Here is a 21,515-nt window from a genome sequence, read left to right on the forward strand (position 1 = left end):
ACGCCTGGCAAACTTGGTCAAGCTTTGAACCTAAGCTCACCAGCCACCACAGCACTGATCGACCGCCTAGACCGGGCCGGACACGTGGAACGACGACGAAGCGGAACAGACCGCCGGCAAGTCCAACTGGCAAGTACTGAGAAAGCAAAGCAAACCGGTCGAGCTCTCTTCGGACCGCTTGCCCGACACCTAAGCCTGGCAATGCAGGGTTTACAGTGCCACAGATCTAAGTCTCATCAGCCGGTTCATCAGCGAGATGACAGCAGCCACCCAAAGCGCGGAGGACGACGTTCTTAAGCCATCGTGAGCGCCTAGCGTCGTTTACCAGGCCGCCGTCGAGCTTGATTTTGCGGTTTACGCTTGGTCGGTTGAGTAGGTTTGCGCACCGGTTTCTTTTTCGCTGGGGCTTCCTCAGCCCTAGCGTTACGCGAGGTATTAGCTGTTCGACCGCGAACTATGCCAATAAATTCTTCAATATCGTCCTCTTCGCGTTCAGCCAACCAAGCAATCGCCACCGGATACTCGGGCGCATCGGTTACCGGGCGGAAGCTCAGATCCTTGCGGTTGTAGTGCCTCGCTTCAGACTGCGGCAAGAGGTAAAGCCCGACGTCGGCCGCGACCAGATCCAGAATCGCTTCCGTGCCATGGTGACCGGGAACGCTAGCATCGTCGAGTAGGTTTTCATCGGCCAAATCAGCCAGCGTTAACTCATCAAAAGCCATCGCAGCATGATCTTTAGGGGCTGCAACCACCGCAACCTCGGTATAGAGCGGAATCAGATGCAGGTTTTCGCGATCCACTGGTGGCCGGAGTAGGCAAAGATCTGCTCGCCCGTCAAAAAGCACCTCGCGCTGCTCTTCGATACTGATCGGAACGGCTTCCACCGGATGACGGGGATGCCGTTCAGCCCAGCGACGGAACCATTTGTCCGGGCTCACTCCGGGAACGAAGGCGATGCGTAACACCATCACAGCCTAGTGCGTCACTGGTGCGGTGCCCCAAACATCGTTGCGGCACTGCACCAGTTCTTCAGACTAGGCGTGCAGCCATTTGACGCGCAGCGCGCTGCTGCTCGACTTGCTCGCTTCGGTCTTTTTGACGTTGTTGTACTGCACGTCATACAAAGTGGGGCTGGGCGAACCGTCGGAAGTGATGGAAATATTACTAAAATCCACGGTGCCGAAATTGGCCAAGGGCTCACCATATGCCTGGCGATACGGCGGTTCAGCGATGACTTCAGCAGTCAGGTTTCCAGCGGAACTCCCTGGTGCATTGCCGTCCTTGGTATAGGTCCAACCGCGGCTAGAAACTTCTTTCAGCCGGTACTGGCCATTAGCTAGCCTGGTCACGCTGGCATCAAGTTTATCGCCGGGCTTGACCGGATATCCGGAGTATTCGCCGCCGTCTCCGGCAATGGGACCGTCCGGCCAAAACTCGGCGAACAAACCATAGTGCGCGGTTCCGTTATCGCACCATTGCGCGGAACCAACTTGTTCTAAAGCCTTGTCATCGTTCCAACCGCCAAGCCCAATCCACAGGTAGGAAGACTGGAATCCAGATGATGGACAGCTGAGGTTTGGCACCGTCCAGCTTGCCTTGACGCTAGAGAACTTTGCGTTATGCGAGACTGAATCGCTCCGGTGTGTCCGGAGGGTTTCTCAGACGATGAGCCTGTCGGCGGCTGCCGTGCTCTGGTAGTGATTGTAGTAGTGGTTTTCTAGCTCTACTGGTGGGATGTCTCCGCAGTACTGGTAGAGCCTTCGGTGGTTGTACCAATCGGCCCATTCAGCGGTGCCGATTTCGACTTCTTCTAGAGTCCGCCAGGGCTTGCCGGGTTTGATCAGCTCGGTCTTATAAAGCCCGTTGATGGTTTCCGCCAAGACGTTGTCGTAACTATCACCCACAGAACCGATCGAGGGGCGGATACCGGCCTGGGCCAGGCGTTCGGTGAAGGCCAAGGAGGCGTATTGAGCCCCGGCATCGTGATGATGAATCACCCCGGAAATCTCAGCCCCGGCCCGTTCACGACTCCAGATTGCCTGATTAACTGCGTTGAGCACTAGCACGGTGTTCATAGAAGCACTCGCTGACCAGCCCAGGATCCTCCGAGAGTAAGCATCGATCACGAAGGCAACATAGACCCACCCGGACCAGGTCGAAACATAGGTGAAATCATCTACCCATAGCCGATCCGGTGCCGTTGGTGTGAAATCACGGCGGACCAAGTCCTTCGCTCGGGCCGCCTTCGAGTCTTTGATCGTGGTGCGTTTGACCTTGCCACGGACCACACCCTGTATGCCAAGTAACCCCATGAGCCGTTCTACCGTGCACCTGGCCACCGGCACACCTTCACGGTTCATCGCCAACCAGACTTTCCTGGTGCCGTAAACCCCGTAATTAGCGGCATACACCTTCTGGATCACGGGCTTGAGCACCTCATCACGTTGTTCTCGGTGAGATCGTGTTTTATCCACCCATTCGTAGTACGTGGACGGGGTGGTCTTCACCCCGTCCCAGTAAGCACCTGGCAGATCGACTCGACACCCCACCGCAATCCATTATTCTCGCGGTGACCGGCATGGTCCTTGATGTATTTCACGATCAGTGTTGTGGCGGTCGAGTTCGACCGCGACAAAAGCTGAAGCACTCCGACGTGGAAATCATCACTGCTGAGTGGGTGTTCTGGTACAACCACGAACGATTGATACATCGCCTAGGAAAGATCCCGCCCGCCGAAGCAATAGCCAACTACTATGCTAGAAACCAAGCCGCCAAGCTGTCAGCTTCACACATAACCGGGAGTGCATGAAACCCGGGGCGATTCAAATCGCTTATAACTTCGTTACAGTCTAACCAACTACAGAGACCAGCGGTAATTTTTTTTGTGGTTGAGGGCTAGTGGTGAAATACCCCATCAAACCTGCATCAGCCCCCTTAACTCGCTTCAAGGCTACAGCAGAGTTAACATTTTCGAACATGGTGGTTATTCTGCTTACTTCCAAGAATTCAAGCCTGATGGGAATCCCGACGCGGTCAAAGGACCTTCTTTTGTTTATAAAAAATATGGTCCTGCCAGGGAACGGACGTTCACATCGCGATAGAGGTTAAAGTCTCTACACCTAACGGTTCCGCAACAGCAACTGACAAATTTGAATACGTGGGTAGTGACCAACACCCAGATATCCATGCACCAGATGGAGCAACTCCGGTTACTGGTAAATGGTGTTCTGGGGGCTTGGCCCACGTTTGATGGAAAACACATCGCAGACCTCAAAACCGATCCTCCAGTGAATTCTCCAACAGTTTTCCAGCCTGCGCAGGCCCAGCAGACGGTTTGTGGCTTTCTTTAATAGTCGCCAAGCCGCCATGAAGACTAGTTTCTAGACTTCTTACAGAATGCATCCGGCGTTGCCGTCTTACCTGAATCAACACCTGTTACCTAAAAAGCCAACAACCTTTAACTAAGGTTTATTAAATCCTTAAATGAAAAAAGCCCATCCACTGGATGGGCTTTTTTCATTTAAGGATTTAATAAACCTTAGTTAAAGGTAATATCTATTTTTCCGCTAAGGTCATTAGATAGTTTCCAAGCTCCGGAGGAGTGCTCAAAAACACCGAAACTCGTCTTACCCTCACCATTCCACTGACCAGTTACCGCAACATCCCCAGCATTACCAAAGACATGGGTTGAGGCAACAGTCTGGGCATCGTAACTAATCAAAATACTATTCTCACGATGTAACCCAACCTGGGTTTTTGCAGTCCCGATCCAGTTCCCAGTAATTGGGGCATCAGTAGAATTTCCGAATATGAAATGATAGGAAACAGGCGGATTGGCAGTGGTTAGATCTGATGTAATATACCACTCTAATCCATTAGCAGTAGACCGTGTCACACCAATCGATGTTTTACCTTTACCATCCCAGTCACCTGTGACAGGAGTATCACCGGGATTACCAAAAGCAACGATCGCTGTTACTTTACCAATAGAAGTTCCAGCATTCGATAGATACCATTGGCCGCCTCTCTCAACGCCAATACCAAATCGACCTTTACCATCCCAGTCACCTGTGACAGGAGTATCACCGGGATTACCAAAAGCAACTGAAACGGAACCAGCATTTGGCTTTTGCAGTACCCATTGGCCGTCCTTGAACCATCCACCATACGTGTTGTTGTCGCCAGACCACCATTTACCAGTAACCGGAGTTGCTCCATCTGGTGCATGGATATCTGGGTGTTGGTCACTACCCACGTATTCAAATTTGTCAGTTGCTGTTGCGGAACCGTTAGGTGTAGAGACTTTAACCTCTACCGGGCCAGCGGCATCTACTGCTGGTGTTTTTACAGTCAACGAGTTGCCATCCTGCGCGATGTGAATTTCCGTTGCCTCGTTGTCTCCGAAGGTAACTCTCGATACGTCGAATAGGTTGCCGCCATTCACCTTCACCACAGTACCGCCGTCACGAGGCCCAGTCTTAGGCTCGAGAGTTGCTGCTGTCGGGGCGCTTCCGAAGTAGTGGAAACTCTCGTACGTTACCGTCTCCCCACCGGGGTTAGTGACTGTAACCTTTACCGGGCCAGCGGCATCTACTGCTGGTGTTTTTACAGTCAACGAGTTACCATCCTGAGCGACGGCAATGTCCGTTCCCGGTTTGTCTCCAAAGGAGACTTGCGATGCGCCGAATAGGTTGCTGCCATCCACCTTCACCACAGTACCGCCGCCAAGAGGACCCGCCGGAGGCTGAAGTCCGGATGCAACAGGTTTATTTGCCGGGCCACATCCCATTGGGGATGGCGCATTATCGTTACACCCGAAACCTACGTTTAGAGTCGTCCCCCAGACTTTCAGTTCCTTGGCAGGACCATCTTTGTTATAAACAAAGGAGCTTCCTTTTTGCTCATTTCCAAAAACCGCGTTTACTACGGGAACAACAAGATCTCCGTCTTCGAAGCCCTTTTTACCTAAATCACCAGAACTATAAGAGCCACCAGCTGCAACTGGTCCTCCTGCGGCGCTGGAGGTCCCGTCAGGCCTTAACTCGTGAAAGAAAGCAGAATAACCACCCTGTTGAAAAATGTTAACACTGCTGAAGCCTTGTACTGTTGAAGTGGAAGAATTCCCTTCACCTTGCGAAGCTTGCGCAAGAGGAGCCACCCCAAAAAAAGTGACTGCAGTGACTGCAGTCAGCGCTAAAATTTTTTTTATTTTCATAGCTTTTATTTTACCACAGCGCACCAGCGAAAGCCATCTCCGCTCGTTCAACGGACCCGCGTTCCGGCATGGTTTTCACTGCTGCTCTGCAACGAGCGGAGACGTACAAACTCAAGCAAGCCGTCCCGTTGCCAAAAGCCGCAACGGCTCGGCTCGTCCGGGGATGGGCAAGTTTCTGATCAAGGTTAGGCGGCCGTCCAGGTATTCCTGTCCAACTCAGCCTCACGCGAGTATGAAGCGCACCTGAACGATACAAACAAAAAATTGGGATATGGCCTAAGGCGGCCCGTCCCTCAGAAACGAACCAACCAACGAGTAAAAGAGTTAAAGGAGAGCAAATGTCGAACATTTCTCTGGAACCCAGAGAACACAGCTGCAGGGAGCGTGAATTCCGTGAATCTATAGCATAAAGACCAGCAGAGCGGCAATCTGCAGAACTAGCATGCGACGTTGCCGTTGGCCTACAGGGCCACCAGATCTTGATAAACTTGTGAGATGTGTTGGTGACCCGTTTTAATAGGGCGCAAGCCCTGTCGTTTAGGGCGGGGTTAGCCCGTTGGTCGTTGTTGGTTTTCGATGTATTTTTTCACGATGTTTAGGGGTGCTTCGCCGCAGGATGCGGCGAAGCAGGACGGCGACCAGAAGTGTCCTCGCATGTGGGTGCGGTTGGTGCGGCCAGTGAATTCTTGTCGCAGGTATCTTGCCGAGACTCCTTTGAGTGAGTTAACAAGTTTTGGAGAGCGCGACTTTCGGTGGGTAGTGCACCAGCAGGTGCACATGGTCTTCTTCGCCATTAAACTCAGTCAGTTCAGCTTCGAAGTCTTTGCAGATGTCATCCATGATTTCTTCGCACCGGGTGAGCATGTCGTTGTTGAGGACTCCGCGACGGTATTTGGTGACGAACACCAAATGTGCGTGAAGGTTATGTACGACGTGTCTACCATGTCGAATATTAGGGTCTTGTTCCCAGCGCGGTGTCATAGCCCAATAATATTGTCAGTGGTGTCTGAATCGCCCCGGCGTGTCCGGAGACTTTCTTGTTTGAGAGGATCAGGACATGGCAGGGAAAACTACGACACGGTATCCGCAGGAGTTGAAGGATCATACGGTGCGCATGGTGGCGGAGATGGAGGGTGCATCTTCGGAGTGGGCGGCGATGCAAAAAGTTGCCCAGCTTTTGGGTGTGGGTGTGCCGGAAACGGTGCGTAAATGGGTCCGGCAAGCCGAGATCGATGTTGGTACTAGAACTGGAACAACGAGCACGGAATCGGCCGAGCTGAAACGGTTACGGCGTGAGAACGCTGAGCTGAAACGGGCGAACGCGATCCTTCGGAGTGCTTCAGCTTTTGTCGCGGTCGAACTCGACCGCCACAACACTGATCGTGAAATACATCAAGGACCATGCCGGTCACCGCGAGAATAATGGATTGCGGTGGGGTGTCGAGTCGATCTGCCAGGTGCTTACTGGGACGGGGTGAAGACCACCCCGTCCACGTACTACGAATGGGTGGATAAAACACGATCTCACCGAGAACAACGTGATGAGGTGCTCAAGCCCGTGATCCAGAAGGTGTATGCCGCTAATTACGGGGTTTACGGCACCAGGAAAGTCTGGTTGGCGATGAACCGTGAAGGTGTGCCGGTGGCCAGGTGCACGGTAGAACGGCTCATGGGGTTACTTGGCATACAGGGTGCGGTCCGTGGCAAGGTCAAACGCACCACGATCAAAGACTCGAAGGCGGCCCGAGCGAAGGACTTGGTCCGCCGTGATTTCACACCAACGGCACCGGATCGGCTATGGGTAGATGATTTCACCTATGTTTCGACCTGGTCCGGGTGGGTCTATGTTGCCTTCGTGATCGATGCTTACTCTCGGAGGATCCTGGGCTGGTCAGCGAGTGCTTCTATGAACACCGTGCTAGTGCTCAACGCAGTTAATCAGGCAATCTGGAGTCGTGAACGGGCCGGGGCTGAGATTTCCGGGGTGATTCATCATCACGATGCCGGGGCTCAATACGCCTCCTTGGCCTTCACCGAACGCCTGGCCCAGGCCGGTATCCGCCCCTCGATCGGTTCTGTGGGTGATAGTTACGACAACGTCTTGGCGGAAACCATCAACGGGCTTTATAAGACCGAGCTGATCAAACCCGGCAAGCCCTGGCGGACTCTAGAAGAAGTCGAAATCGGCACCGCTGAATGGGCCGATTGGTACAACCACCGAAGGCTCTACCAGTACTGCGGAGACATCCCACCAGTAGAGCTAGAAAACCACTACTACAATCACTACCAGAGCACGGCAGCCGCCGACAGGCTCATCGTCTGAGAAACCCTCCGGACACACCGGAGCGGTTCAGTTCTTTGTCCGTGATCACGATGCTGGCCTTTCCTGCGGAGACTGGGCAGCGGAAACGAGCAGCCCAGCGTTGACTGTCGCGATGCGAGAAAGAGCTCTGAGTAGTTCCGCTGCGATCTGTTCGCCTACCGCGAGTTGAATCCCATCTGATCGCCAGGAAACGATGCATTGCATCCCGCCGGCGGCCGTTGGGATCGCTTCTATCGTGAGCTCGGTAGAGGTTTTGGGCGGCCGGATTCGAATCGCTTGGACGGTGATTAAGTCATTGAGCCGGCCCCGATATGGCTCCTTTTGAAGCACCACGAAAGCTTGGAACCAAGGGTGTCTGGTCCGCGGTGGCGAAAGCTCTCGGACCAGCGCGTCAAAGGGCATCTGAGCGTGCGTTAGCGCGGAAGCTACCTGCTCAATAGCCTGGGACAACACCTGTTCAAGTGCTGAATTTGCCGAAAGACGAATCGCAAAGGGATTGACGAAGTAGCCAATCACCTCGTTCAGAGCCGGGTCGAAACGACCTGCGGTCACGGAGCCTAGGCACAGTTCTTCCACATCGAAAATGCCAGCTAGCACGATCGCGGAGCCGGCCACTATTAGCGGCAGTAACGGACTACCGTTTTTGGCAGCGGTTGCGGCTAACTCTGCCGTGAGTTCCGGACTAATCTCAGCAATGGCCTCTTCTCGGCAGGCCTCAGCGCGAGTTGCCGGAGCGGGCAAAAAGGTGCGACGGCGTTCTTCAAAGCATGTTGCCAATGTGGCAAATCGTAGCTGGCCAAGGTTTCCTTTTGCCCGGCCTCCCACTCACCATAGTTGGCCATCGTGAAATTGTTGCTGGCTGCGAGTGCCTGCTGATTCGGCTGCTCGCCGGTGAAGACTTCTTGTAAATCGTCGAGAAAAATCTGTTCACACCATCCGTCGAAAGCAATATGGTGCGCCTGCAGGAAAAGGAGATGTTTCTGCGCAGAAAGCTGGCAAATTCTGAAGCGGAGGGGGGCTTCGTCCTCTAGATCAAAAGGACGATCCCAGAGATCTTGGCTGATTTGTGCTGCCGCATCTTCAACCGAAAGATGCCCAGCTCCCGCGGGCAACGCACTGAGCTGGATTTCTAGCTTTGCCTCTTCGGAGGTTTGCACCTCCTGGACCGCAGATTCCTCGCCAAAAGGGTAGCGAGTTCGCAGCCCGGGGTGACGATCGATCACTTTTCGGAGCGAGTCAACCAGAGTGGTCACCTCCAGCGGGCCCTCAAGAAGGTAGGCAAGCACCAACATGTTGTCCGCGGAACCGGGTTCTTGCATCTCGGCCAGCCAGAACCTTTGCTGAGCGTGCGAAAGCGGCGCAATGTTTTGTTCGGAATCGTCGGCAATTAGCGGAATCGATAGCGCCGGACGTTGTTGAGCGGACACCGTGTGGCAATGGGCGCGCAGCTGGCGAAGACTGCCCAGTCGATAAACATCACCCGCACTGAGGGGGGTATTGAAGTGCTTACCAACCCTTGCCGCTAATCGGATGATGTCCAAAGAGTTTGCCCCGGCAAGCACCAGATTGTGCTCAGCGGAGAGATTGGGCAGGCCAACGATTTCTCGAATCTCGGCGAGCAACGGATCGCTTTCGTCCAGGGGTTCGGACGGGCTAGCAGCCGTGCGAGGCTTAGCATCGTGTGCTTCGAGCAGGGTTCGAACTTTTTTCCGATCGGTTTTTCCATTGGCATTGAGCGGCAGCGAGGTCAGCTGGTGGAAGACCGTTGGCAGCATGGCCGGTAGTAGTCGGTGGGAGGCAAATTTTCTTAGCTCGGATTCGGTGTGTTGAGACCCGGCGCTACTGGAATAGGCCACAGCAAGCACCGGCCGCTGATTCTCTCTGCTGATGGTCAGAGCGCAGACTTTAACAATCTCGGGGTGGCTTTCTAGGACCGCTTCTATTTCACCAACGTCAATTCGGATGCCACGAATCTTAATCTGATCGTCAATGCGGCCGCGGTAGGACAAGATGCCGTGCGGATCTCTGGCCACTCGATCCCCAGTGCGGTAGTAAGGTATTCCGCGATGGCTGAAGAAGGCGCGCTCAGTCTCCTCCGGCTGGCCAGCGTAGCCAAGCGCCAGCCCGTCGCCGCCAACGGCTAGTTCTCCTTCATCCGCGTCGCGGGGATGACCTTCTGCATCCAAGAACAAGATCGGCGTGTGCGGTAACGGCGTGCCAATGGGAATTTCGGTACTGGAATCAGCAACATCTACCGCGCGAATTACGTGTGTGCTGACGAAGATCGTAGCTTCGGCCGGGCCGTATCCGTTGACAATTTTTAGCTCGGGGTATTGCGCCATCACGCCACTCACGCTGGCAACTGATACTCGCTCACCGCCAACAATCAGCAATTTGAGCCCGGCAAATAACTCGGGGCGCTCCTCAGCAAAGAGGCTAAACAGAGAGCTCGTCCGCCAGAGGCTATTCACTCCTCGCGCAATTGCGCGCTCTAGCTGATCGCTGTCCAGAGCCGCTGAGCTCTGATCCATCAAAACGCAGCGTCCACCATTGAGCAAAGGTGCCCACAATTCAAGCGAAAGCGCGTCCCAAGGTAGCGGTGCTGCCTGCAAAAAGACGCTACGTGAATCGAGGTCCAAGGTGGGCGAATCGACTACGGTTCGGATGGTGCCTCGATGCGGTGAAAGAACACCTTTCGGCTTGCCGGTGGAGCCGGAGGTATAAAAAATGCTGGCAGCGCAAGAGCCGTCGGTTAATGCTGCTGGCGGAACGGAGCTAATCTTTTGCAGCTCATCGAACGTGACTACAGCCATCCCACTGGCTGAGGCGGCGGACTCGAGTTCGCCTCTTTTTGTTGAGATCAAGAGATCTGTTTCCGTGCCAGCGAGCACATCGAGAACCCTGCCGGTCGGCCAACTTTCATCGGTAGCAGCGTAGGCCGCGCCAGCCCGAAGCACGCCAAGCAACATGACCACCAAATCGCGCGAGCGCGGCATACGCACGGCAACACGACCATGAGGTTTGAGGCCCAGGTGCGCAAGAGCGGCGGCAATCTTGTCTGATTCTGCAGTGAGCTGCTGGTAGCTCAGCGTACGGTTGCCTTGCTGGAGTGCGATTGCCTCTGGACGTTTATGGGCGTGATGAGCGACGATTTTTTCAATGAGTTCGCCGTAAATGTAGGGATTGGACAGGGCAGGTGGGATCGGCAGAGACATACTGTTGTGACCTCAGAGGATTTTGAACTGGCGCTGGGCTCGCGGCATTAGGATTGCCCCGAAACCAGCATCGAATCAATAACTTGGGCTTGATCGCGCAGGACGCTGCTTGCGAGTAAGTCGGCAAAACTCACTCGGCAGGCTAGATCGCGGGTGACTCGGCGGTGCATGCGAAAAGCCAGCAGCGAATGCCCGCCAAGTGCGAAGAAGTCCTCATCGCAACCAATTCCCTCGACGTTCAACAGTTCCGCCCATAGCTCAGTCAAATACCGTTCGGTTTCGGTCGTCGGCTCATACTGTGACGCTTCTGGTTTACGTTCCTGCGCAAGAATTTCGCGTAAGGCTGCAACGTCCCGTTTTCCGTGGGCGGTGGCTGGCATGTGATCTTGAACGATGAATTGGCTGGGAACCATGAAGTCTGGCAGATGGAGTTCTGCACGTTGGCGCAGCTCCTTGACTGAAATATCACCTTCCAGGACCACAAACGCAACTAGCCTGCGATCGTTTCCTTCACCGTCAGCAATGACTACTGCGTCGTGAACTTCTTCGTAGCGACACAGCGCGCGTTCAATCTCGCCGTGCTCGACTCGGTAACCGCGAATTTTGACCTGATTGTCGGCCCGTCCCATGAAGACCAAGACGTTGTCGGGGCGACGGCGAGCTAAGTCGCCAGTGCGATACATCCGTAGTGGCTGCCCGGCTTCTTGGTCAATCATGATGAAGCGCTCAGCGGTGAGGTCTGGTCGATCTTGATCACCTTTGGCTACCCCCGGCCCGGCCACAAGAAGTTCGCCGGGTTCCCCTTCTGCGACGTCGCGCAGATTCTCGTCAACAATTCGGATCGTCACGCCCGTCAGCGGTAGCCCAATCGGCACCGAGTCGGCGTCGGCGTCTTCCTTCGTGACTCGGTGTGCGGTGCAGGCGGTGGTGATTTCGGCGGGTCCGAAGAAGTTGATCAGTTCGCCGTCGAACCGGCTGTCAAGCAGTGCTTTAGCTGCTGAAGGCAGCAGTACGTCACCGCCCACGCCAAGTATCCGCAATGACGAGAAGGCTTCACTGTCGGCGCGAACAACATGGTTGACCACCATGGTCGGAACCAACATTGCAGTGATACCAAACTTCACCATTTGGCGACGGAAGTCCGCTGCCAAAAGTTCCGGAACGGGCGGCAGGATGATTACTTGGGCTCCAGCAAGCAGGGAGGACCAGAATTCAAAATGGAACGCGTCAAAGGAAATGCTCGAAACCTGACCCACCTGGTCGCTCGTGCTGAGCTGGGGCATTCCTTGATTGGTGGCGAAGGAGACCAAGTTCTGATGCTCCAAGACAATCGCCTTGGGTGTGCCGGAGGAGCCGGAGGTGAAGAGTACGCTGGCGGCACTGTCCCTTTGCGGCTCGGCAAGCGCCTGAAAGCCGCCGTCGAACTGAGCTCGTTTTTCAATGTCAATAAGTTGTGCCTCAACGCTCTGGAGTCGTTCCGTTGAGCTGGGCGAGGTGAGGACAATCCGAGCACCACTCGTCTGCAACATCAGGTCCCGGCGACTCTGCGGGTACCTCGTGTCCGGTGCAACATATGCTGCACCGACCTTGAGCGCGCCAAGTATCGCAATGCACAGTTCGATTGACCGTGGCAGGTAAATTCCTACTCGATCTCCGGCAATTACGCCGGCATTTTGAAGCAGGCTTGCGGCCTTGTCAGACTCGGCATCGAGTTCCGAATAGGTTATTGTCCGAATTTCATCAAAGATAGCTGGAAGTTCACTGTGAATTTCGGTGGAAAGTTTTAAACAATTTGGTCAGGGTGGGATCAAATTCCGAGGAGCTCATAGGTTTGAAGAATACATGAAATTCATAGTTTATAAAGTGGTCGTTCTGGAACTTTTGAAACTACATTATTGTGGTTTACTGATGTGGCTCACCCGGTTATAATCCGGGGCTATTCAGTACACTGATGGTTCAGATCGACCCGAGTGACAATTTACGGACTATGAATCATTTATTTGAAACGGGTCGATTGATGGGAGCAATCTGAATGATCGAGTATTGTTTATGGCGTTTTCAGAAGACTAAGCCGCAGACCCGTTAGCCCCGTAGCTACTGGCTGCGAGGGAGTCCAGCTGAGCCCGGGGTCTGCGCCGGGGTTGGACTATAAACGCCAGGCTGTTAAATAGTCAAAATCTTGCAATCCTGCTAAATCTCTGTGAGTCTTACGGCGGAAGTAAGGCGAATTTTTTTGCCGATTATCTGAATTAATATTCATTTTAGGCATGGTTAATCGCCGGGACTTTTAGTGTTAATCTCGCTTAGCCAACCGTTACTCGCGCAAAACTTGCACTCAAAACGTGAGTCGAGTTCAAGAAATGATCAAGATGTTCAGCATTTAGCCTTTGAGGCTGCTAGCTGCAGGCTGCTAGGTATTTCAAGGCAAGATGATCGTAATCACGGCTTCGATTGACCATAAAACCAAATCAACTGGCGTCAATATATACCGCTGACTATTGGGGATAATTTCCTAGGCCAGCGTAGAAACGGCGGCATTTGGTGATTCCGCGCGTCGGAGTGAACGGCAGCCAACTAAGGTCCCCAACACGACGACGGCGCCACCCGCGGCGAAAGCGAGCACCGCCGCCGACGGTGCCAGAATGCGGCCCAGTGCGCCGAGCACAAGTGAGCCAGCCGAATCGCCGGTGGTTTCTTGGGCCATCCACAGTGCGTTGACCCGACCTAGCAATTCATCGGGCGTATTGGCTTGCACCAGGGCATACTGCAGAATGCCGGACCAGGAGTTGAGTAGGCCAAAGACGGCTAGGAACACCAAACATAGAGACTAGATCGCGCATCAGCGCAAAACCGATGAGCGCAGTGCCCGGACGTCGTAGGCCAGCTAGCCAGCCGCTCAACAGCGAGGCTATGACGGCACCGATTGGAATTGCAGAGAACAGCAGCCCGGTTTCTGTCGGTCCACCGCCTAGAACTACAACCGCCACCGCAGGCAGCATAACGCGGACTCCCGTGGCTATCGTTTCGAGCGTGCCGATTACCACGACGGCTCTGATCACCCGGTGTTGGTAGACGAAAACCGCACCCTGCCACGCCGTGCGCAGCGGATTCGAACCCGCGTTACCGCCGGGAGAGGGCAAGGATGGTAGCCCGGAAAGCAGTGTCAGAGTGAGGCAAGTACCCAAGGCGGCCAACAGAATAGTTCCAGCCAACTCCCCAGGCGGCAATAACTACTCCGCCCACGGCGGGCGAGACCATGGTGCCTAAGCGAACCGTGAGCATATTCAAGGCACCGGCAGCCGCGAGTTTGTCCCGCGGCACCAGCGTGGGGGTTACCGCCATTAACGCGGTTACTGCGAGTGAGCCAACAAAGGCATCAAATGCACCCAGCGCATAGATCGCCCAGAGCTGTTGGTCAGCAGAAAAAGCGTTTAGCGCCAACAGGGCAAAGGCCAGCGCGCCTAAGGCTCGCGAGGACATGATGAGTTTTTTTGCGGTCAAAACGATCGGCCAATGCCGCGGGCCGCACCGGTGACCAATAGCACGTCGTTATTGGTCATGGGGGACACGGCTACTCCTTCAAAGATTAGCTAAGGCTTACCTAAAGAAGCGTAGCCTTAGCTAATCTTTGAAGGCAAAAGAACTTGACGTGCAATAGGTAACATTCATTTCCCGGGCAAAAGAGATGTGGCTGCGAGATCAGTACTTGCCTGCACTGATCTCGCGGCCACCTGGTGCCATTATGCTGCGGGGATTGGGTCCTGTTCTGTTGCGAAGTTGGGTGACAGTGTGAGGAAGTACTCTGCGCACTTCACCGTCTCAAGGTCTTTTTCGATGTCGCCGGGATAGTCGCCAGATCCGTAGAGCAAGCCAGCCCAGTTCATGTTCATATATTCGGCGCCCAGTCTGAGCGAAGCGACCAAGCCGTCGGCCTTAGCCTGATCTGCGTCGCTGCCAACGGTGATTGCCCAGAATGCGCGCCCGGTCATGGCGCGCCGGAACTTCAAGCCGGGGATCTTGAGCCAGTTGGACCAAAAGTCCAAATAGCGCTTGATCGGTGCCGAGACGCTGTACCAATACAGGGGCGAGACGATTACCAAATCGGTTGCTCGTAAGGTTGCTGCTAGCAGGGCGCCCTCGTTGCCATCGGGGAAAATGGGCGGTGGATCTTCGGGGCTGCGGCTGTCTTGGAAGTCTGGCAGCGGGAAGTCTGCCAAATTGATCCATTCCGAGGTCGCGCCGGCGGGCAGGTTCTGCTGTGCTCTGCGCGCCAGCGCGGCGGTATTGCCGTCTGTGCGGGAACTTCCTTCAATAAAGACAAAGTGTCGAGTGCTCAATGCTTGTTCCCTTCGGGTAAGAGTACTTTTTCCGTCGCGGTGCCGCCGCAACTATTAGCGCTGCCGCAGCGACAACCGCGCTAAGAATCAAGCCTGGCCGGAACGTGTCTAACGATTCCAGCGTCAGCTGGGATGGCATCACTAACTGGAACAATTCCGGCGACTTAATGATCAATGTTAGTGCTCGACTTAACGCTGCTTACACCTCCGGGTACAGCGCCGATAAGCGCGAAGGCGTCGCAGCGCACGAGGTGGGCCACACGCTGGGCCTGGCGCACAGCAGCACCTGCGTGTTGATGAACCCGACCACACCGGACCGGACGAACTGTGGCGTTTTCACACCGCAACAGGATGATGTTGATGGCGTGCAGGCTATTTATGGTTCCAATGGCGTCGGTGCAGATAGCCAAAAGCCGGCCGTGATGCACTTATCGCAGGCGCAAAGCTTCAAAGGACCTGAAGAGCTTGCACCAAGGTGCCGACGCCGTCGTGTTGGCCAGCATCGGCTCGAAGAGTTCCTCAGTGAAAGATTGAATCCCTTTCACCGATCACGTGCTCAACGTCAAGACCTGGCTCAAAGGTGGCAGCATCACCGGAACGGCCATGGTTAACCAGACCGGTGGCCTTGTCAACGGGGTAAAGCTTGAAGACGATCGGGACCCGTTGCTGACGGAAGGGCAGACTGGCATCTACTTCCTGCACCAGTATGCTCCGGGTAAGTTCTTTGTCATCGGCGGAGCTGATGGCCGCTTCAACATCGAGGCTAACGGTGCCGTATCTGCATTGGCTTCCTCGAACGTCAAGGGCGTGACGGGCTCATTGCGTGGCTTGATCGTTCAGACTCAGGACCTGACCACAGGCGAACAGCACTAATTATTTCAAATCCTGCCCCGATATTGGACGGAGCCGCCAAAATTTCAGCGGCTCCGTCCAATATCGGGGCATTTTGCTGTCGGTTCACGGTTCTTGCTGAAGCCGCGCAATCCTCCGCAACGCAGCTTGTTGGCTGGGTCCCACTTTGCCCAGCCCCAGATGAACAATGCCGAGCACTGTTTTGACGCTCCAACGAGTTAGCCAGGGAAATCTTGACCGTTGCAGGCCGAGTAGCTGCCGATACTTCAGGGTCCAACGAGTCCACCGCAGCGGCGAAAATTACCCGATACCCACCACGTTGTGACGGCGGTAGCGGCGGGTTGCGAATGAACGCCACCACCTCGGCTACTAGATCATCAGCGCGAAGATCGCCGTCGTCGAACCATTGACCCAGTTCCGCGCGCATCTGCGCCTCGGTTAGCGGGGCATCGGCAACGCCCATCAGCTGTCCGGCTTGGGCCCACTCGCGCACATAGGTGTCGCCGTTGACGCGTCGACCATAGCGCTGATTTGCGGTCAAGAAGGCGTCCATGAAGGCGATGTGCACCCAGCGCAGTAGCTCAGGGTCGGCGGCTGAATAGCGGCGGCTAACACCATGCCCGTCAACAAAATCGCCGCGCACAGTTTGATGAAGGCGTAGGACCCAATTGGAGGCGCCCTGGGCGGTAGCGGTTGATCCGTAGCTGACGCTGAAGATCCACCGGATGGTCCCGGCTAGTCGACCCAGGGGATCTTCGCGGAAGCGCGAGTGGTCCCAGACGCCAGCCAGCGCGCCAGGGTGCAGTGCCTGCATTAGTAACGCGCGCACGCCGGCAACGATGGTAATCATCGACGAATGAACTGACCAAACGGTTGACGACGCCGTGAAGTAGCCCGCGTCGTCGCCGTCGGCAAGGCGCTCCACCCATTCCGGCCGTGACTCTTCCTGGCCGGTGAAGGTGCTCTTCAACTCGGCCTGCCAACGACGCAGCGGATTAGCCATGGTCAGCTCGTTGAGTTTCCGGAGATCCAGAACCAGCGACCGTCAATTTTGACCACTTCGAGGCCAACTCGGACCGGGTCCACGCCGTCCGGAAAACGCAATGCCTCGGCGCCAAAGATAAACCCTTGTTCCACCTGGACAGTGACTATCCCGTCATCGGGCATGGTGAATTTTCGGGAGGGGTTATTAGCGGGCGTCGCCTTGCTTGGGTCAATTTTGGCGTCCCGGAAGAAGTTCGTTTTGTCGCGGTACAAATCGGCGATGAACCCTTCGCAGTAGCTGCCTAGAGCATTGCGCTCGGCAGGCAAAGCCAGTGCGCAGACGCCATTCCAGTTCCCAGCTAAGACCGCCTCGTAGTATTCACGCACGACGACGGCGGCATCGCTGGCCGGGTCACTTGGCTTTGGATCAGCATTCTGCACACTGCAGCCGCTAGCCAGCAACAGCAAAGCGGTCAAAGGCACAATGCTGCGGATGATCTTCATTACCCCATGCAATCACATGAAGGTGACTGCCCTCGATATTGGACGGAGCCGGCGAAATTTCGCCGGCTCCGTCCAATATCGGTGGCAATTTCGGCGTTAACTGTGCAACCAAAAGGTAGTTTCAGCCGGAATCACCGAATCTGAGGCCAGCACGGAATCTGGAGCCAGCCCTGGCCCGGAACAAAGTACGACGACGGCGCCCGCCAAGCCGGCGCGAATCGGCAGCTCAGTATCGCCAAAGTTAGCCAACGACCGCCAACCGTTTGGCCGCACGAACTCGATCAACTCCGTCGATTCCGAGCTAACCCACTCGAGCGTCTCCGCAGTTTGCAAGGCACGCCGAGCGGCCAGCGCTGCGCGATACAGCGACAGCGAGGAGTCCGCGACGCCATCTTGCGCTGAAGCCGCAAACGACGCGAACCAAGACGGCTGAGGCAACCAGGGCGCGGAGCCGCCCTCGGCAGCATCGGGACCAAAGCCGTAGGAGGAGCCAGAAGCCGTCCAGGGCAGCGGGACTCGGCAACCATCACGGCCTTTGCGTTGATGGGCGGTGCCTTCCCAGACCGGGTCTTGCAAAGCGCTCAACGGTAGATCTGCCACCTCGAACAAACCCAGTTCTTCGCCTTGATACAGGTAAGCGGAACCAGGTAATGCGAGCATTAAGAGCGTTGCTGCGCGCGCTCGCCGGGCTCCACGCTCGGCGTCTAGCGCGGGTGACAAGCCGCCAGATAACAACCAAGCATCCTGATCTGCATCGGTCATACCAGCGGGTAGCCCGTAGCGCGAGGCATGCCGGATCACATCGTGATTGGAGAAGACCCAGGTTGACGAAGAACCGGTCGCGGCCGCTTCAGCTAGGCATTTGCTGATGATCTGGCGGAATTCGCTGGCTTCGAAATCGGCCTTGAGTAGGTCGAAATTGAATGCCTGGCCTAGTTCGGTGGGACGCGCGTAGAGTGCTTGTCGTTCTGGGAACGGCACCCAGGCTTCAGCCACTGCCGTTCGAGGTGTATCGTATTCATTGAATACTGACCGCCAGGATTCAAAAACCTCGTGTACTTCGTTGCGGTCGTAAAGCGGATCCGTGCCATCGGCAACCGCCGGCGAAAAGCCTAATTTTGCGCGCAACGGTAGCGACATGTCTTTCGTCATGGCGTGCGCTACGTCAACCCGGAAGCCGTCCACGCCGCGATCCGACCAGAATCGCAAAGTCTGCAGAAAGTCTGCGCGAATTTCCGGGTTCGCCCAGTTCCAGTCCGGCTGTTCTGGCGCAAAAAGGTGCAGATACCATTGACCTCGGCCATTGGCGTCGACCACGGCTTCGCCGTTAGCCATTTCTGCCGTGACTCGGGTCCAGGCACCGCCGCCGAAGTGCGATTCCCAGTTCGACGGCGGTTGGTCGCCGTTCGGCCCCAGCCCGTCATAGAAGTGGTAGCGCGCTCGTTCCGCAGACCCAGGCGCTGAACGCAACGCCTGCTGGAACCAAACATGCCGATTCGAGGAGTGGTTGGGCACAATGTCCACCACGATTTTGATTCCGGCACCGTGCGCTGCGGTAACCATCGCGTCGAAGTCCGCTAGCGAACCCAGCCGTGGATCGACGTTGCGATAGTCATCCACGTCGTAACCGCCGTCGGCAAGCGCCGAGGGGTAGAACGGGCTGAGCCAAATTGCATCGACGCCCAAGGCGGACAGGTAGGGCACGCGCGACGTTACGCCCGGAATATCGCCCAGTCCGTCAGCATTCTGATCGGCAAAGCTGCGTGGGTAGACCTGATAAACAACGGCTTGCCGCCACCAGTCTGCGCCAGGGGTTGGCGTGCTGGGGGCGGGTGTAGCGGAATCAAGATTCATGCAATGGATCCTCTCATGCGTGGGTCTGGGTGAACCGGATAACTACGGCGCTTTCTGGGAAGAGCACCGGCATCTGCAAACCAAGGTTGGCTAAAGCTGCACCGCTCAAACGTAGACCTGGAGTGGCAGCTGCCCAGGGCAGCGGTGAGCGGCCCGGCGAATTGTGTTCAGTGATGGGCGTGAGGAGTTCGACGGCGTAGCTCACGGCAGGGTCTAGCCCCGGGAAAGTGACCGGTCCCGCGGGATACGTAACGGGTGCACTGCGCTGGCTGAGAACAAACACGGCTTTGCTGCGGTTCTGCGCAACGACTCCGCGCAGATCTATTGAAGCATCCGGCAGGTCAGCGTGCACACTGCGTCCTGTATGGAACAATTCACGGTGCGCCTTATGCACCGCGATCCAATGCTTCACTTCGTCCCGTTCAGCGGTGGATTCTTTCGAGATGTCCCATTCCACGCCCAAATGACCGAATAATGCCGAACTTGCGCGGAAGTCTAAGGAGTGAGTTCGGTGCGTGGAATGTGACTGTGGCCCGCCGATGTGGGCGCCCAGCATCTCGTAAGGCACTACAAGTCCGGTGTAGGCCTGATTATCCAAGCGTTCGATGGGGTCAATGCAATCGCTCGTCCAGATCCGATCAGTGTGCTCCAACACGCCCAGATCAACTCTGGCACCACCTGAGGCGCAGGATTCGATTTCTAGACCAGGGTGCGCGTGCTTTAAAGCTGCCATCAGCCGAGAGGCACCCAGCGTGCTCTCATGCACGGCGGCTACCCCGGTCAGCGGGTCTACCGGTTCTAAAAGATCACGATTATGATCCCATTTCAAATAATCGATCGAATGCTTGGCGACGACGGCGCTGATCGCGTCGAAAAGGTATTGCCAAGCCTCCGCGTCTAAGTTCACAACCTGTTGATTGCGGGCAGCCACCGGCCAACGAGCCTGGCCGCCTGCGGTGGGATGCAGAATCCATTCCGGATGATTTCGAGCCAGATCGCTGTCGAGATTGACCATATTCTGGCTCAAACCACAGACCAAATTGCATCTCGGCGGCGCGAACAGCTTCCACGAGCGGACCGAGGCCGGTGGGCCAGACATCGGTGGAGACCTGCCAGTCACCTAAACCTGAGGTGTCATCGCGGCGGGAGCCGAACCAGCCGTCGTCGAGCACAAAACGCTCAATGCCTACTGAAGTGGCAGCGGCAACAATTTCCTTGAGCCGCTCAAGATCGTGATCGAAGTAGACCGCTTCCCAGCTGTTGAGTGTGACCGGACGCGGTGCTTTGGGGTGTTGCGGACGTGCGCGTAGATCTTGATGGAAGCGGGCGGCAAGGTCATCGAGTCCAGCTCCCCACGCACCGACGGCCCAGGGCGTCTGATAGCTTTCGCCCGCTGCCAGAGTCATTTCCCCCGGCAGCAGCAATTCGGCGGCGCTGAAGAAGTTGTCCGCTTCCACGGTTCGCTCTGCACTCAGTCGATAGTTTCCGCTCCAGGCCAAATGCACCGCGTGCACAGTGCCGCGGTTGAAGCCAAAACCTGAAGTGCCGGCGGCTAGTAGCAGTGGGCCATCAGCCCCGGTGCGTCCGCGGCGTCCTTCACGAACATGAGCACCGACCGTGAGTGAGCGGCGTTGTGGGCTGCGCTCTTTGAGATGCCGCCCGGTGGTATCCAAGATTTCGGTAGCGTTCGCAGGGAAGGGAAACGTTGAGTTAAGCGCGATGACTTCGTAGCGGGATTCGCCGGTGTTTTGCACGCTGAGTCGTTGACGGAGCAGACCAGAAGCTGTCAACTCCAGTTCGACGTCTAGCAGTAGCTCGGCGTCAGAATCAACTGCCTGAATTGCGACGTGGTTCTTGCCGACGTCGAATTTCTGCACGCGAAAATCAGGGAAGGCGGCGCGCCCTGCCCGGTGCCCCTGCAGCCCAGGTAAGTGTTGCGAGCCCTCAGATTCCTGCGGGAGCAAGCTCAGTCTGGCCGGTAGATCGATGCCGCCGGAGACGCGTTGCGGCGCACCAGCCAAAGACAGTGCTGCCAGCTCCGCGGTAGCTAGCGGTCCATTCTGATCAATGGCGGCACCCCAGTAGATAATGCGTGGCATTCGGGCGTCCGCGCATTCCACGACGACGCTAGTTCCACCTCGGTGAAATTGGGCGAATTGAGCTCCTAATGGCACGGAGTAGCTAAGACTCATGGATTAGTTTTACAGCAAAAATAATTAGAGTGTCAAAGG

The 21,515-nt window shown here is 55.9% G+C and carries 16 protein-coding genes and 5 pseudogenes; 4 read left to right on the forward strand and 17 right to left on the reverse strand.

Annotated elements, in window-relative coordinates; all coding sequences use genetic code 11:
* The first annotated feature begins 24 nt into the window (after positions 1–24).
* Positions 25–297: a MarR family winged helix-turn-helix transcriptional regulator gene (locus tag RSAL33209_RS18370; RefSeq protein ID WP_233494239.1), complete on the forward strand. Its 273-nt coding sequence runs from the start codon at positions 25–27 to the stop codon at positions 295–297.
* A gap of 14 nt (positions 298–311) precedes the next feature.
* Here the strand turns inward: RSAL33209_RS18370 and RSAL33209_RS00535 are convergent, their stop codons facing one another.
* The 5 genes and pseudogenes from RSAL33209_RS00535 to tnpA all read right to left on the reverse strand — a co-directional run bounded on the left by RSAL33209_RS00535 (position 312) and on the right by tnpA (position 6,196).
* A complete protein-coding gene (locus tag RSAL33209_RS00535) occupies positions 312–968 on the reverse strand; it encodes a LysR substrate-binding domain-containing protein (protein WP_041684244.1) in 657 nt (218 codons plus the stop codon).
* Between the two features lie 66 nt (positions 969–1,034).
* A pseudogene (locus RSAL33209_RS00540) lies at positions 1,035–1,607 on the reverse strand (G1 family glutamic endopeptidase); the annotation flags it as partial.
* A gap of 51 nt (positions 1,608–1,658) precedes the next feature.
* Positions 1,659–2,640 (reverse strand): annotated as a pseudogene (locus RSAL33209_RS00545) (IS3 family transposase); the annotation flags it as partial.
* 898 nt (positions 2,641–3,538) lie between these two features.
* A complete protein-coding gene (locus RSAL33209_RS00555) occupies positions 3,539–5,215 on the reverse strand; it encodes an IPT/TIG domain-containing protein (protein WP_012243595.1) in 1,677 nt (558 codons plus the stop codon).
* A 548-nt stretch (positions 5,216–5,763) separates the two neighbouring features.
* Positions 5,764–6,196, reverse strand: a pseudogene (gene tnpA / locus RSAL33209_RS00560) (IS200/IS605 family transposase).
* 76 nt (positions 6,197–6,272) lie between these two features.
* Between tnpA and RSAL33209_RS00570 the strand changes: the two are divergent.
* A pseudogene (locus tag RSAL33209_RS00570) lies at positions 6,273–7,538 on the forward strand (IS3 family transposase).
* Between the two features lie 45 nt (positions 7,539–7,583).
* Here RSAL33209_RS00570 and RSAL33209_RS19080 read toward each other — a convergent pair.
* The 7 genes from RSAL33209_RS19080 to RSAL33209_RS00595 form a co-directional block, all read right to left on the reverse strand.
* Positions 7,584–8,279, reverse strand: coding sequence for a condensation domain-containing protein (locus tag RSAL33209_RS19080; protein ID WP_041684247.1), 696 nt, complete (start codon positions 8,277–8,279; stop codon positions 7,584–7,586).
* Entirely contained in the window at positions 8,198–10,753 is a 2,556-nt protein-coding gene (locus tag RSAL33209_RS00580) for a non-ribosomal peptide synthetase (protein ID WP_012243602.1), read from the reverse strand. The genes RSAL33209_RS19080 and RSAL33209_RS00580 overlap by 82 nt, the downstream gene beginning before the upstream one ends.
* A 47-nt stretch (positions 10,754–10,800) precedes the next feature.
* A complete protein-coding gene (locus RSAL33209_RS00585) occupies positions 10,801–12,522 on the reverse strand; it encodes a non-ribosomal peptide synthetase (RefSeq protein ID WP_080503725.1) in 1,722 nt (573 codons plus the stop codon).
* A 743-nt stretch (positions 12,523–13,265) separates the two neighbouring features.
* Entirely contained in the window at positions 13,266–13,457 is a 192-nt protein-coding gene (locus tag RSAL33209_RS15700; RefSeq protein ID WP_012243604.1) for a hypothetical protein, read from the reverse strand.
* Positions 13,458–13,485: 28 nt separating this feature from the next.
* Complete coding sequence (locus RSAL33209_RS15705) at positions 13,486–13,893, reverse strand: hypothetical protein (protein ID WP_049758737.1); 408 nt, start codon at positions 13,891–13,893, stop codon at positions 13,486–13,488.
* Positions 13,874–14,254 (reverse strand): MFS transporter, encoded by a 381-nt coding sequence (locus RSAL33209_RS15710; protein WP_012243606.1) that lies wholly within the window; start codon positions 14,252–14,254, stop codon positions 13,874–13,876. Before RSAL33209_RS15710 ends, RSAL33209_RS15705 begins: the two co-directional genes overlap by 20 nt.
* A gap of 239 nt (positions 14,255–14,493) precedes the next feature.
* A complete protein-coding gene (locus RSAL33209_RS00595) occupies positions 14,494–15,090 on the reverse strand; it encodes a flavodoxin family protein (protein ID WP_012243607.1) in 597 nt (198 codons plus the stop codon).
* Positions 15,091–15,194: 104 nt separating this feature from the next.
* Here RSAL33209_RS00595 and RSAL33209_RS15715 point away from each other — a divergent pair, with 104 nt between their 5' ends.
* Both RSAL33209_RS15715 and RSAL33209_RS00605 read left to right on the forward strand, forming a co-directional pair.
* Positions 15,195–15,701 (forward strand): matrixin family metalloprotease, encoded by a 507-nt coding sequence (locus tag RSAL33209_RS15715; RefSeq protein WP_012243608.1) that lies wholly within the window; start codon positions 15,195–15,197, stop codon positions 15,699–15,701.
* Positions 15,694–15,963, forward strand: a complete 270-nt coding sequence (locus RSAL33209_RS00605) for a hypothetical protein (RefSeq protein WP_041684248.1) — start codon at positions 15,694–15,696, stop codon at positions 15,961–15,963. The genes RSAL33209_RS15715 and RSAL33209_RS00605 overlap by 8 nt, the downstream gene beginning before the upstream one ends.
* Here the strand turns inward: RSAL33209_RS00605 and RSAL33209_RS00610 are convergent.
* From RSAL33209_RS00610 to RSAL33209_RS18380, 5 genes and pseudogenes are all read right to left on the reverse strand, one after another.
* Positions 15,890–16,945 carry an oxygenase MpaB family protein gene (locus RSAL33209_RS00610; RefSeq protein ID WP_012243609.1) on the reverse strand — a complete coding sequence of 352 codons (1,056 nt, stop codon included), beginning with the start codon at positions 16,943–16,945 and terminating at the stop codon, positions 15,890–15,892. The genes RSAL33209_RS00605 and RSAL33209_RS00610 overlap by 74 nt on opposite strands.
* A 2-nt stretch (positions 16,946–16,947) precedes the next feature.
* The gene (locus tag RSAL33209_RS00615) at positions 16,948–17,430 is read right to left on the reverse strand and encodes a YdgH/BhsA/McbA family protein (protein ID WP_041684249.1); all 483 of its coding nucleotides are present in this window, start codon (positions 17,428–17,430) and stop codon (positions 16,948–16,950) included.
* A gap of 96 nt (positions 17,431–17,526) precedes the next feature.
* Positions 17,527–19,284, reverse strand: a complete 1,758-nt coding sequence (locus RSAL33209_RS00620) for a glycoside hydrolase family 13 protein (RefSeq protein WP_012243611.1) — start codon at positions 19,282–19,284, stop codon at positions 17,527–17,529.
* A gap of 13 nt (positions 19,285–19,297) precedes the next feature.
* On the reverse strand, positions 19,298–20,383 hold the full coding sequence (locus tag RSAL33209_RS18375) for an alpha-galactosidase (RefSeq protein WP_325050081.1): 1,086 nt from the start codon (positions 20,381–20,383) through the stop codon (positions 19,298–19,300).
* Positions 20,358–21,476 (reverse strand): annotated as a pseudogene (locus RSAL33209_RS18380) (glycoside hydrolase family 36 N-terminal domain-containing protein); the annotation flags it as partial. The gene RSAL33209_RS18375 and the pseudogene RSAL33209_RS18380, both read right to left, overlap by 26 nt.
* Between the last annotated feature and the right edge of the window lie 39 nt (positions 21,477–21,515).

The sequence above is a fragment of the Renibacterium salmoninarum ATCC 33209 genome (assembly GCF_000018885.1).
In the GTDB taxonomy this organism is placed as follows: Bacteria; Actinomycetota; Actinomycetes; order Actinomycetales; family Micrococcaceae; genus Renibacterium; species Renibacterium salmoninarum.

Bases quoted from the DNA above. Each gene is read 5' to 3' on its own strand.
- RSAL33209_RS00615 (WP_041684249.1), bottom strand. From the start codon at position 17,430: ATGAAGATCATCCGCAGCATTGTGCCTTTGACCGCTTTGCTGTTGCTG.
- RSAL33209_RS00605 (WP_041684248.1), top strand. From the start codon at position 15,694: ATGGTTAACCAGACCGGTGGCCTTGTCAACGGGGTAAAGCTTGAAGAC.
- RSAL33209_RS18375 (WP_325050081.1), bottom strand. From the start codon at position 20,383: ATGTCTGGCCCACCGGCCTCGGTCCGCTCGTGGAAGCTGTTCGCGCCG.
- RSAL33209_RS15700 (WP_012243604.1), bottom strand. From the start codon at position 13,457: ATGGCCCAAGAAACCACCGGCGATTCGGCTGGCTCACTTGTGCTCGGC.
- RSAL33209_RS00620 (WP_012243611.1), bottom strand. From the start codon at position 19,284: ATGAATCTTGATTCCGCTACACCCGCCCCCAGCACGCCAACCCCTGGC.
- RSAL33209_RS00535 (WP_041684244.1), bottom strand. From the start codon at position 968: ATGGTGTTACGCATCGCCTTCGTTCCCGGAGTGAGCCCGGACAAATGG.
- RSAL33209_RS00610 (WP_012243609.1), bottom strand. From the start codon at position 16,945: ATGGCTAATCCGCTGCGTCGTTGGCAGGCCGAGTTGAAGAGCACCTTC.
- RSAL33209_RS00580 (WP_012243602.1), bottom strand. From the start codon at position 10,753: ATGTCTCTGCCGATCCCACCTGCCCTGTCCAATCCCTACATTTACGGC.
- RSAL33209_RS00555 (WP_012243595.1), bottom strand. From the start codon at position 5,215: ATGAAAATAAAAAAAATTTTAGCGCTGACTGCAGTCACTGCAGTCACT.